This window comes from Staphylococcus sp. HMSC072B07 (assembly GCF_001815505.1).
Taxonomy (GTDB): domain Bacteria; phylum Bacillota; class Bacilli; order Staphylococcales; family Staphylococcaceae; genus Staphylococcus; species Staphylococcus simulans.
This window is the reverse complement of record NZ_KV820907.1, coordinates 74,445-86,800: the sequence shown is the minus strand read 5'-3', so window position 1 is coordinate 86,800 and position 12,356 is coordinate 74,445. Positions and strand designations below refer to the sequence as shown.

At 33.8% G+C, this 12,356-nt stretch carries 11 protein-coding genes; 9 read left to right on the top strand and 2 right to left on the bottom strand.

Features of this window, described 5'->3' with window-relative positions; all coding sequences use genetic code 11:
- The first annotated feature begins 22 nt into the window (after positions 1-22).
- Positions 23-916 carry a phosphate ABC transporter ATP-binding protein PstB gene (gene pstB / locus HMPREF3031_RS05655; protein ID WP_002480900.1) on the top strand — a complete coding sequence of 298 codons (894 nt, stop codon included), beginning with the start codon at positions 23-25 and terminating at the stop codon, positions 914-916.
- On the top strand, positions 916-1,563 hold the full coding sequence (phoU, locus tag HMPREF3031_RS05650) for a phosphate signaling complex protein PhoU (RefSeq protein WP_002480899.1): 648 nt from the start codon (positions 916-918) through the stop codon (positions 1,561-1,563). The genes pstB and phoU overlap by 1 nt, the downstream gene beginning before the upstream one ends.
- Positions 1,564-1,655: 92 nt before the next feature.
- Here phoU and pepF read toward each other — a convergent pair whose 3' ends face one another.
- A complete protein-coding gene (gene pepF / locus HMPREF3031_RS05645) occupies positions 1,656-3,467 on the bottom strand; it encodes an oligoendopeptidase F (protein ID WP_002480898.1) in 1,812 nt (603 codons plus the stop codon).
- A 169-nt stretch (positions 3,468-3,636) separates the two neighbouring features.
- Between pepF and HMPREF3031_RS05640 the strand changes: the two genes are divergently transcribed.
- The 7 genes from HMPREF3031_RS05640 (at position 3,637) to HMPREF3031_RS05610 (ending at position 10,985) form a co-directional block, all read left to right on the top strand.
- A complete protein-coding gene (locus tag HMPREF3031_RS05640) occupies positions 3,637-3,984 on the top strand; it encodes a hypothetical protein (RefSeq protein WP_002480897.1) in 348 nt (115 codons plus the stop codon).
- A 198-nt stretch (positions 3,985-4,182) separates the two neighbouring features.
- The gene (nikA, locus tag HMPREF3031_RS05635) at positions 4,183-5,664 is read left to right on the top strand and encodes a nickel ABC transporter substrate-binding protein (protein WP_002480896.1); all 1,482 of its coding nucleotides are present in this window, start codon (positions 4,183-4,185) and stop codon (positions 5,662-5,664) included.
- Positions 5,664-6,647, top strand: coding sequence for a nickel ABC transporter permease (gene nikB, locus HMPREF3031_RS05630; RefSeq protein ID WP_373879096.1), 984 nt, complete (start codon positions 5,664-5,666; stop codon positions 6,645-6,647). The genes nikA and nikB overlap by 1 nt, the downstream gene beginning before the upstream one ends.
- Positions 6,644-7,462: a nickel transporter permease gene (nikC, locus tag HMPREF3031_RS05625; protein ID WP_002480894.1), complete on the top strand. Its 819-nt coding sequence runs from the start codon at positions 6,644-6,646 to the stop codon at positions 7,460-7,462. The genes nikB and nikC overlap by 4 nt, the downstream gene beginning before the upstream one ends.
- Entirely contained in the window at positions 7,455-8,240 is a 786-nt protein-coding gene (locus tag HMPREF3031_RS05620; RefSeq protein WP_061054730.1) for an ATP-binding cassette domain-containing protein, read from the top strand. The genes nikC and HMPREF3031_RS05620 overlap by 8 nt, the downstream gene beginning before the upstream one ends.
- Complete coding sequence (locus tag HMPREF3031_RS05615; RefSeq protein WP_002480892.1) at positions 8,233-8,928, top strand: ABC transporter ATP-binding protein; 696 nt, start codon at positions 8,233-8,235, stop codon at positions 8,926-8,928. Before HMPREF3031_RS05620 ends, HMPREF3031_RS05615 begins: the two co-directional genes overlap by 8 nt.
- 1,535 nt (positions 8,929-10,463) lie before the next feature.
- Positions 10,464-10,985 carry an HdeD family acid-resistance protein gene (locus tag HMPREF3031_RS05610; protein WP_002480891.1) on the top strand — a complete coding sequence of 174 codons (522 nt, stop codon included), beginning with the start codon at positions 10,464-10,466 and terminating at the stop codon, positions 10,983-10,985.
- An 87-nt stretch (positions 10,986-11,072) separates the two neighbouring features.
- On the opposite strand, the gene HMPREF3031_RS05605 is transcribed toward HMPREF3031_RS05610, so the two are convergent.
- Positions 11,073-12,332 (bottom strand): aminoacyltransferase, encoded by a 1,260-nt coding sequence (locus tag HMPREF3031_RS05605; protein ID WP_002480890.1) that lies wholly within the window; start codon positions 12,330-12,332, stop codon positions 11,073-11,075.
- Positions 12,333-12,356 lie beyond the last annotated feature (24 nt).

Sequence of the window (12,356 nt, the reverse complement as noted above, 5' to 3'; positions counted from 1 at the left end):
TGATCAAAGGAGTTTTGACAGAATGGAAAAAGTTCAAGACAGAAAACAAGGACAAGACAAGGCAAAGCTAAATGAAGAGTTACAAAGCCACGCGTCAGAACGTACAATTAAAGTAGAATCATACTCTAATGAATCGTCTAAAATTGAAACAGATACAAACAAAGAAATTGTTTACTCAACTCAAAATTTAGACTTATGGTACGGTGAAAACCACGCATTAAAAAATATTAACTTAGATATTTTAGAAAACAATGTCACAGCGATTATCGGACCTTCAGGTTGCGGTAAATCAACGTATATCAAAACATTAAACAGAATGGTAGAACTTGTACCAAGTGTTAAAACAGCAGGTAAAATTCTTTACCGCGGCAACGATATTTTCAGCAATAAACAATCTGTTGAAAAATTACGTACAAACGTAGGTATGGTGTTCCAACAACCGAACCCATTCCCGAAATCAATTTATGATAACATCACATATGGTCCAAAAATCCACGGCATCAAAGACAAGAAAGTCTTAGATGAAATCGTTGAAAAATCATTACGCGGCGCAGCAATCTGGGATGAATTAAAAGACAGATTAAACCAAAACGCATATGGTTTATCAGGTGGACAGCAACAGCGTGTATGTATCGCTAGATGTTTAGCAATCGAACCTGATGTAATCTTAATGGATGAACCTACATCAGCACTTGACCCGATTTCAACATTAAAAGTTGAAGAATTGGTTCAAGAATTAAAACAAAAATATTCTATCATCATGGTAACGCATAACATGCAACAGGCAGCACGTATTTCAGACAAAACAGCATTCTTCTTAAATGGTTACGTAAACGAGTACGATGATACTGATAAGCTCTTCTCTAATCCTTCTGACAAACAAACAGAAGACTACATTTCAGGACGTTTCGGTTAATGACTGTTATCCGTCAGCATTATGAAGAGCAACTAAAAGACTTAATCAAAGATTTACGTGCTTTGGGTATTAAAGTCTACTTCAGTATCGAAAAAGCGGTTCAATCTTTAAATAAAGAAGATCGAAATTTCGCTCGCCAAATCATTAAAGGTGATTTGGATATTAACCAATTAGAAGATGAAATCAATGAAAAAGTTGTGATGTTAATCACAAAACAACAACCGATTGCGACAGATTTACGTATGATGATTGCTGCATTAAAAATCGCATCAGAATTTGAACGAATCGGTGATAATGCCGCAAGCATTGCGAAAATCCGTAAACGTGTAAAAATCACTGATCATTACATTTTAACGCGTTTAAAAACAATGGGTGATTTAGGGTTGCTTATGCTGAAAGATTTAGATACAGCATTTAAAAATAAAGACGTAACTTTAATTCTTGAAATTATCGAACGAGATAAAGATATTGACGATTTATATAAAGACATCGTAAATACAACTTATTTAATCGATAATGATCCATTTGTGGCAGGGCAAGCCCATTTAGCCGCAAGACATTTAGAACGTATGGGAGACCATATCGCAAATATCGCTGAAAATATTTACTACTATATTACTGGCGAAGCTTACGAATCAATGGTCTAAAAATATAAAAACAGGGAGAACACTCAATGCGAGCGTTCTCCCTGTTTTATTTGTGTATTTCAACAATATATAAAGCTTGATATGAACTTTTCTTATGATTGTTGGTTAATTTCTTCTGTTAATTCTTCAAGTTCATCTACAAGACTGCTGATATAACTGATTGTCTCACGCAGTGGGGCATCTGTTGTAATATCAATACCTGCTGTTTTTGCTAAGTCTACAGGTGATAAACTGCCGCCAGCTTTCAAGGTATTCAACCAATCTTCTACTGCAGGTTGTCCTTCGTTTTTAATACGTTGTGACATCACTGTACCTATTGTTAAACCAGCAGAATACGTATAAGAATAGAGTCCCATATAGTAGTGTGGTTGACGCATCCAAGTCAACTCTGCTCCTTCAGAAATTTCAACTGCATCACCAAAGAAGTCTTGATAAACTTTGCGTGTAATATCATTAAGTGTAGAGGCTGTTAATGTTTCACCTGCATCTACTAAGCGATAAACTTCTCTTTGATACGTTGCTTCTAATAAGTGCGTCACCATATTGTGATAGTATGTTCTTGAAATAATAGAACCGATTACCCAACGTTTAAATTTAGGGTCATTACTGCTTTCAAAGAGATAGTTCGACATTAACATTTCATTGGTAGTAGATGGTGCTTCTACAAAGTACATAGACGCTTCTGATTCTAAGAAGTTTTGATGACTTTGTGCAAGATTGAAATGACCTGCATGTCCTAATTCATGTGCTAATACAAAGGCTTCATTCATTTTACCAGTCCATGAGATAAAGACATAGCTATGAGAAGCATATGGACTTGCACAATAAGCACCTGTTTCTTTACCTTTATTTTGCGCAAAATCTATCCAACGATCATCATAAGCAGCTTGTACCATGTTCAAGTAGTCATCGCCTAAAATACCTAATGCATTATAGATATAGTTTTTAGAATCTTCAATTGAGATTTCTGGATCGTATGATGGATCAATAGAGACTTTCAAGTCTTCAAATTTCATATGATCAAAACCATGTACTTTTTGAAGTAATTTCGCATATCGTTGCATGACAGGTGCTAATTCACTCATAATGACATCAATTTGACGGTCATACATTTCCCTTGTCACTTCTTGTTCTTCCAACAAGTAGTCAATGACTGAATCATAGCCTCTTAAATCCGCTTCAATTTTCTCTTGTTGTACATGCGTATTATAAATCGCAGCTGTCGTATGTTGATATTTACGTAAAGCTTCACTGAAATGTTTAAAACTTTTACGTCTGAATGTTGTATCAGGATTATCTTCATATTCATTTTCGAAAGTAGGGTAGTCTAATGGATATGTTTTACCATCTACTTCAAATGGCTCAAAATGAATATCCAACATTTTAGTGATACCGTACATATCATAAGCTGCACTGAATGTCGGTGATAAAGCTGCTAATGTTTTTTCCACCTCGAATGACAATTGGTGTGGTTTACGACGTTTCAATTGTTTTAAATAATGTGGATAAGGTGTATCAGCAATCAATTCGTCGATTTGAGCATCAGATAATGCGAGAATTTCTGACTCAACAAAAGCAAGTTGACTCGCAATTTTTCCGTATGATGTACTAAGTTTAGCACTCAATTTTTGACGATTTGGGTCAGTAGTATCTACGCTGTGATACATTTCCGCGTAATTACCTAAACGATCAATTTGAACTAATAAATCTACAAATCGAGGTAATGCTGCTTTCACTTGTTCTACTGAATCTAAATGATTTTCAAACGTCTTATTGAACGCAAGTGTATCACTTAATACTTCTTCTAATGTTTGATAAAATGCTTCATCACTTTCAAATAAATCCGATAAGTCCCATTTCTCTTGCTTAGGAATATCTTTTCTTAATGGTAATCCTTGGCTCATATAGAATTCCTCCTGCAATCTTAATAATTGTTATGAGTAAATTATACATCAAGCGATTCATGAAAGCATCTAGCACAAGCTTTGATTTATTTCATGTTTTAATCACTTTACTGTACAATATGTATAAAGCAAACGATTAAATTCTCATAGAAATGAGAGGAGTAAGTATATGACGATTTTTGATATGCCGAATTATTTATGGATTACGATTGTAGCAGTATTAATCGTAACTGTCTTTTTCGGACTCGCTTTAAGTAAATGGGTAGCACCTGCAGTATTAACATTTGTAGTACTAGGCGTGCTTGCATTCTTCTTGCCAAACTTTTTTGATATCACCTATCAGCCATTATTAGGGTATGCTGCGTTTATGGCAATTATCAGTTTAATTGAAAGTTTCTTAGTCTGGTATTTCACACGCGACTTCAGACGTCGCCGTTTAGAAAAACGTCTTCAAAAAGAGCTGCATGAACATGAAGGCAGACGTTCACGCATACATGGTTTCCGCAGAAATAAATAAATATATTTATAACAAACAAGGCTGTTTTCTAAGCAGTCTTGTTTTATTTTGTTTATACTATAGCGCCAACGCACTCTTCTTTTAAAATGAATATTTACGTATTATAATTAAACAATAATGCCTATAGATAGAAAGGAAGTGAACAGCATCTCAAAAGATGATGTTTAAACTTACATAACTTTAACTGAGATGTCTTTCATGAAACGATTACTTACATCACTTGCTGCAGGTGCAGTCATACTTGCTGGATGCAGTAATAACGGAGGTTCCTCATCAGCTGATAATCAATTAAAAGTCGAACTCCCTCTAAAAACGACAACACTTGCACCGTATGATACAGATGTTCCTGTAACAATTGGAGCGGCTGAAACATTATTTAAAACAACAACGAAAGGTGAAATTAAACCACACCTCGTTAAATCATACGACCAACCATCTGATGATACATTAACTTTCACCTTAAAAGACGGCATTAAATTCCAAAATGGACATGCCTTAACAGGACAAGCTGTCAAAGATAGCTTAGAGCAAGGTTTGAAAAAAAGTGACCTGCTGAAAGCAACATTACCTATTGAATCTATTAAAGCTGAAGGCCAAAAAGTAACGATTAAGACTAAAGGTGCGTATCCAGAGTTGATTTCCGAACTTGCGAGTCCTTTTACCGCTATTTATGATACAAAATCCAAAACAGATATCAAACAAACACCTGTCGGTACAGGCCCATATGCCATTAAAGATTTCAAACGAACACAACAAATCAATTTAAGTCAAAATAAAGATTATTGGCATGGTAAACCAGAATTAAAATCTATGAAAGTTACCTTTAATGAAGATGGCAGTTCAAGAACAGAACATGTACTCTCTGGCCGTACGGATGTCACTACTAATGTACCTGTAGATAAAATCAACAGCGTCAAAAAATCAGATAAAGCAAAATTAGAAAATACTTCAGGTTTCAGAACATCACTATTACTTTACAACCACACAAGTCCTAAAATGACTAAAGACGTGCGAGAAGCATTAGATGCTGTGATTAATCGCCAACAAATCAGTGATAAAGTCGCTGATCATTATGCAGCACCAGCCAATGGTCCGTTCAATACAAAACTAGATTTTATTAAAGATAAAGCCATTCCGAAACAAGATATCTCTAAAGCCAAAGCACTAATGGAAAAAGCAGGCTATTCAGAGAAACATCCATTAAAATTGAATGTTTCATCTTATTCAGGCAGACCTGAACTGACTAAAATCTTACAAGTCATTCAATCTGATGCGAAAAAAGCACATATTCAAATTAAAATTCAAAACGTAGATGATATTGAAGGCTTCTTGAAAAACAAAAAAGATTGGGATGCCTCTATGTATAGTTTCGGTACGATTCCTAGAGGAGATACAGGTTACTTCTTTAATATGGCATATAAAAAAGATGGTGCAGTGAATAAGGGCGCTTATCATAATCACAAAGTAGATCAATTGATTGAACAATTGAATCATACTGTAGATAAAAATGAGCGTCATCACTTAACAAATGAAATATTAGAAGTATCAAAGCAAGATATTCCAAATAGTTATATCCTTTATAATGACCAAATCAATGCGATGAACCAAAACGTCGAAAATGTTCAAACGACACCAGAAGGTATTTACCTGATTGATGAAAAGGTAGATAAACGAAAATGATAATTAAACACTTACTCTCTAGAATAGGACAAATGATCTTAGTATTATTTGTCCTTTCTACTATTACATTTATATTGATGAAACTTTCGCCTGGTGATCCAGTCAATAAAATGCTGCATTTAGATGTTGCAAATGTATCTCATGACAAAATTGAACAAGCCAGAGCACAATTAGGATTAAATCAACCGATAATTGTGCAGTGGTGGGAGTGGTTTACACATATGTTACGTTTGGACTTCGGCACGAGTATTCAAACACAGGAGCCAGTACTGAATGAACTATTATTCTTCACACCACCCACACTCACTATCGCATTTGGTACATTACTGATTACGTTGTTATTATCTTTAACACTTGGAACGTTAGCTGCTGTTTATTATCACACTTGGATTGATCGTACCATTCGTGTGTTAACTTCAGCTTTTGTTTCAATTCCTTCATTCTTTTTAGGAATGTTACTGATTTATTTCGTAGCACAAAAATTAGAGCTATTACCAGCAGCTGGTATTGATACGCCTGCTGGTTATATTTTGCCTATTATCGCGTTAAGTATCGGTTTAAGTGCGTATCACATTCGCTTAATGCGTTCGACTTTAATCGATTTATATCGAAGCAGGGAAGTGAAAGCGTCACGTGCACGTGGCATGTCAGAAAGTTATATTCTATTTAAAGACATCTTCAAACCTGCTTTGATACCCGTGATTTCTATTATCGGTATGTCTATTAGCGGTTTAATCGGAAGTACTGTTGTAATCGAGAATTTATTCGATATACCGGGTATCGGTTATTTCTTAGTTGAAAGCATTCGTTCGAGAGATTATCCTGTCGTTCAAGGCGCTGTATTAATGATAGGCGCCTTTGTGGTGATTGGAAATGCGATTGCGGATATCATTATCTTATTCTTAGACCCGACACAACGCTATAAACATTTGAAACCTAAATCTTTATGGTCACGCAGAAGAGAAGGGCGAGTGAAACAATGATGAAACTGACGAAACATAATATCATTTTTTATATTTTCGCTATCTATTTGCTTTTACTCATTCTTCTTCAATTTACAGTAACAAGTAACCAAGCATTAACGGTACATTTAAACGATGCATTACAAAATCCAAGCCTACAACACTGGCTTGGGACTGATGATTATGGCAGAGATTTATTTGCGCGACTCGTGATAGGTGCACGTTATACACTTGCGATTACACTGCTAACAATTGCTTTAATCGTAATAATAGGTGTACCGCTAGGTTTGATTGCGGGTTATCGCAAAGGTATCTTAGACACCATTATTATGAGAATCATTGATATTGGTTTAGGTATCCCTGACTTTGTCTTAATGATTGCATTTGCGAGTTTCTTTAAACCAAGTATTTGGAATTTAGTCATTGCCATTACAATCATTAACTGGATGACTTATACGAGAGTAACGCGTACGATTGTAAATACAGAGATGGACAAAAATTATATTAAACTAGCTCGTTATTTCCATGTGCCAGGCTATGTAATTATCTTTAAGCACTTATTACCGCAAGTGCTTCCTTCATTAATCGTCTTGATGATTGTAGATATTGGTAAAATCATCCTATATATTTCATCACTTTCATTCTTAGGGTTAGGCGCACAACCACCTTCACCAGAATGGGGTGCGATGTTAGCGGCTGGTAGAGATTTCTTTACTGAACATCCGATTATGTTATTAGCACCTGCAACATTGATTTCCATTACTATTTTGCTCTTTAATTTGGCAGGGGATGCATTGCGAGACCGTATCTCAGAAAGAAGGGATATTCATGACTAAAACCTTGATGCAATTGAATAATTTGAATATCACTGATCAACAGAAACGTCCCCTAATAAAGGACTTAAACTTGTCTATTATAGAAGGTAAAGTGAATGTATTAATCGGTGAAAGTGGTTCAGGCAAAAGCTTAACCGCAAGTGCATTAATCGGTCAAACGCCTAGAGAATTAAAAGTATCTTATAATCAATTCTATTTTGAGAACCAACCCATTCAATCTATTAAACCATTATTAGGTAAACAAATTGGGTATATCTCACAAGATTATGCGCATAGTTTTAATAATCACACCCGTCTTGGCAAACAATTAAGTGCCATATATCGTACGCATTATGCTGTTTCTAAACAAGAAGCATTAGAACATATTGAACGCGCCTTGAATTGGGTGAATTTAGACAGCAATAATATCTTATCTAAATATCGTTTCATGTTATCAGGTGGACAGTTAGAACGATTGTACATCGCGAGTGTTTTAATGTTAGAACCCGATTTAATTATTGCGGATGAACCTGTCGCATCGTTAGATGTATTAAATGGCCAACGTATTATGAAGCTGATTAAGCACTTAGCTGAAGCTCACAATACAACTTTACTGTTAATCACACATAACTTAACACATGTGATTCAATATGCGGATGAAATTAATGTTATTAAAGATGGAACCATCATTGAAAGTGGACCTATATCGCAATTTAAAGAAGGTAATATTGCTGGATATACAAAGCACTTGTTAAATGCGAGAAGTCGCTTAATACGAAAGGAAGATACGCATGATTAAAATTAAACATCTCAGTTTTGCGTATGACAAAGCAGATATTCTTCATAACATTAACCTCAATATTCAAAAGGGCGAATTAGTAGGGATTATCGGTGAATCAGGCTCTGGTAAAACGACATTAATGAACTTGATTCTAGGTGAATTAACGCCTGTTCAAGGCACAATAGATATTAATTCGCCTCGTATCTTGCCAATTTTTCAACAAGCGACACAGAGTTTCAATCCAAAGTTAACGATTAAAGCATCATTAATAGAACCTTTAAAATACTATGCGAATGCTGAACACTCATTTGACCAAGTTGTATTACCTTTAATGTCACAATTAGACTTAGATAGCCAACTCTTAACGCGTTATCCAGATCAAGTCAGTGGGGGGCAATTACAACGATTTAATGTATTAAGAACGGTTATGTTGCAGCCTGATGTTTTAATTTGCGATGAAATCACATCAAGTTTAGATGTTGTTGCTGAACAAAAATTAGTCGAAAAGCTTAAAGCCATCCATAATCAACAACAAACAACAATGATCATTATTTCTCATGATATAGCAATGTTAAATCAAATTGTTGAACGAATGATTGTCATTCAAAACGGTCAAATTGTAGATGACTTCAAAACAAAACAATTATTTGATGAATCACGTCATTCATATACTAAAGAACTCATAGCTGCTTATAATGAAGATTAAATTACTCATATAGTATCCAGGTACAAAAAGGTATCTGGATACTATTTATGTAATATCTTAGATTATGTAAACTAGAGATAGATCAGCTGATTCAATTAATGACCAATGCTTAATCAAAGCTTTTTACATACTTAAATCCATAACTTGCTATATGTACGAATTTACCTAAATTAAAATACATAAAAACAGCTTTTTTGGTTTAGAATTTGAGGAAGTTCAAACTAAAGCAAACAAAGACTCAAACACAAGTTACAAATCATGACCAAGCAACATAAACATAACAACAAAAGTATCAATACATACACAATAGAGTATAGGTAAAACCACTTCTTCTGCTCAATACATAACTTCCTATAATATATATTATGTAAACTAAAAGAACAAAAAGAATAGTTACATACAGCTACCTCGCTTTTATGGTCATATTTACCATATATTCAGTTTTGCTAACTTATGTTATTTTCTGCATACAGTCAGCTGAACTGACTTATCTTAATTACCGTGGATCTTCATATTAATTTATTCAAACTACAAATCTAAGTTCAAATCGCATATCTCATTATTATAAATCAGCTTAGTCATTTCTAATTGCTATTATGAAACGCCATTGGTATTTATCCATCATATCTAATTCTCATTGCAGCTCAGAGCGTCTCTCAGCATCTTATTTTATGATAAATACCTTATTTATGTTCACAATATCCATCTTTGACATTACTTAAATCAATCCAGTTTAAACATCGTTAATCATACCATTTTAATTATAACTACTTTGCGTCATCTGTATGATTATCCGTAATGTTAATTCTCGATGCAATACAGAAGCTCTCTCAGCATTCAAATTTTCTAATAACAGTATTTATAATGCTTAAACACCAATATCTAAACATACTCAGTCAATCCTTATATGCAATATTTTAAATACAATAACACTAACTAGTTTACATAACATAAATATATTTAATTCTATCTTTTACAGTCATTTAGCTTTCCAAACAACTAAACCTCTTAATTTTTAGCTATTTATCGCTAAATAACTGTATACATTAATCACTTGATGCTAAAATCGATAAACGGTTTAACATGCTGGATCAAAAAATTGATGATAAATTTAGTGCATTAGATGGTAGAATTGTTAAACTTGATACAAAGTTTGACGGTTTCCAAAAAAGCTCAAATACTCAGTTCAATGGTTAATGACAACTATGCTCAGCATGATTCTAATAGTTTTTGGTGTATCGACTTACTTTATATAACATCTTTTTGTATTTTGAGGCTTATTTTAAGTCTTTTAATCCCCTGGTATTACTTATTTATAACTCCTCTCCTTATGCATTTATGTATATTTGCATACCTTCTTACCAATTTAAGTAAAGAGTATTCTATTTAACTTCACTTTAAACACCATTTAATTATACAATTTACTTCTTTTGTTGATTATCATCTTATTTTAACTGTTTATGAATTTTTTAACATGTAATTTTTCATTAAAGGGTATATACTAATGTATATATTTCATGAAAGAGGTGTTAAAATTGTCTACTAATCACATTAGATGGTCAAGTTTAATCATCGGTTTATTATTCGCATTGATTGGAATTTTAAGCGTGAGCTTCCCTGTCGAAAACTTAACAGTCATCACTTGGTTATTCGGGATTTTCTTCATATTTAATGGTATTGCTGAATTATTCTTCAGACGTTTAACGAAAGCCTTTGTCGGCGTTTCTAGCGGCTGGTTAATGATACTTGGTATTCTTAATATTATTTTCGGTATTTTATTTATTGTTTTTACTAATGTAGGCCAAGTCGCAATTATTTATATGCTTGCATTTTGGTTTATCTTTTCATCTGCATTAGGTGTCTTTACTGTGACACCAGTAGAGCGTACGAATAAGGTATATCACTTTTTCTCATTACTTGTTAATATCATTGGTATTATCGCAGGTATCATTTTATTGTTCAATCCATTAATAGGTGCATTTTTAATCGCTTTCTTTGTTGGTTTCACTTTCCTATTAATCGGTTTAAACTATGTATTTGACGCATTTGCGCACTAATTAAATCAAAAAAACGTGCTTTCTTCAAAATTTGATGAGGAAAGCACGTTTTTTATTATGTTAAGTTACTTCTTAAAAGCATAACCTTTATTTTTTTACTTTTTGACGGATGTTATTCAACGTATTGAAAATCCAATATTTCACTTTTTGAATTGGTTTATAGAAATCTCCGATTAATTCTTCAATTTGTACATTGAAGCCGCGTTTGAAGCGGTACACACCGTAGTCTTCACTATCTTCAGTGAAATCACCTGATAAACCATAGAAATTATAACGATCATAACCATGTTCGAAGCAATAGTTAATCATGAACCAATGCATCATATAAGGTCCCATGTATTGATTATATTTCTCTGAAGAACCACCAGAGAAGTAGTTCACTTCATAGGCATTTGCGAAATAAACCCCTGCAGCTAAATCTAAAATTGAACCATCTGTTTGACGCAATTCGCTCGCTTTCAGCAATTCTTTTTGGTCATGTTCAATTTGTTTATCCAACTCTGAGATTTTCTTCAATTGTTTATCAGATTTATTTTCTTTCGCCATCATTTGATCACGACGGCCTTCTTTATCATTTAATGACTCTTGTAGCGATGTGATGTACTCATCTAAATCAATATAAGCTAATGGGATTAATACTTTATCACCATAGTGCTCAATGAAGTTTTTGAAGTACTCATCTGTTTTTGAAACGAAACCAGCACGTTCTTCAGTTTCACGATATAACTTGAAGAATTTATCTAGTTCGTCTTCACCTAAGAAACGAACTTTTACCCCATAATTAATTGACTTATTGATATTACGTTTACGTTGGCTATCAAATTGTTTTTTAAGAGAGGCTGGTGTTTCGTCTTTAAGATCTAAGACACCCATCCAACGCACTTGGCTTGAAGTGTCGTATTTTGTTGTGAAGCCATGGTGATGGTAACCGTGTGATTTAAATAAGTTCACAAGCGCATCATTTTGTTCACGACTTGGGAATGGGTTTACGTCTTTATCATAAATTTGGTAAATCCAATATGGATCTAATTTCACATATAAGCAATTATGCTGACGTAAGTATTTCTCTAACTCACGTAAATAAAACTCTACAAGACCTAAATCGCTATAGTCCATGACCGGACCACGGTTTGAATAATAAACATAACTTCCCATTGTAGGAATTTTAGAGAATAAACTTGCTGCAATCACACGGTTGTCGATGTCTTTAATCCCTAATAATACAACTTCAAAACCGTCTGCTTCTCTTGTGCCGATATTTTCTTTCGTTTGAAAATAATGGCTTTCTAGCGATGGATTCTGCACAAAATTGTCATATTCTTTAACTGTCAACTCTGTAAATTTCATTTCTTTATTTCCCTTCTACCTTAT

Bases quoted from the DNA above. Each gene is read 5' to 3' on its own strand.
- pstB (WP_002480900.1), top strand. From the start codon at position 23: ATGGAAAAAGTTCAAGACAGAAAACAAGGACAAGACAAGGCAAAGCTA.
- phoU (WP_002480899.1), top strand. From the start codon at position 916: ATGACTGTTATCCGTCAGCATTATGAAGAGCAACTAAAAGACTTAATC.
- pepF (WP_002480898.1), bottom strand. From the start codon at position 3,467: ATGAGCCAAGGATTACCATTAAGAAAAGATATTCCTAAGCAAGAGAAA.
- HMPREF3031_RS05640 (WP_002480897.1), top strand. From the start codon at position 3,637: ATGACGATTTTTGATATGCCGAATTATTTATGGATTACGATTGTAGCA.
- nikA (WP_002480896.1), top strand. From the start codon at position 4,183: ATGAAACGATTACTTACATCACTTGCTGCAGGTGCAGTCATACTTGCT.
- nikC (WP_002480894.1), top strand. From the start codon at position 6,644: ATGATGAAACTGACGAAACATAATATCATTTTTTATATTTTCGCTATC.
- HMPREF3031_RS05620 (WP_061054730.1), top strand. From the start codon at position 7,455: ATGACTAAAACCTTGATGCAATTGAATAATTTGAATATCACTGATCAA.
- HMPREF3031_RS05615 (WP_002480892.1), top strand. From the start codon at position 8,233: ATGATTAAAATTAAACATCTCAGTTTTGCGTATGACAAAGCAGATATT.
- HMPREF3031_RS05605 (WP_002480890.1), bottom strand. From the start codon at position 12,332: ATGAAATTTACAGAGTTGACAGTTAAAGAATATGACAATTTTGTGCAG.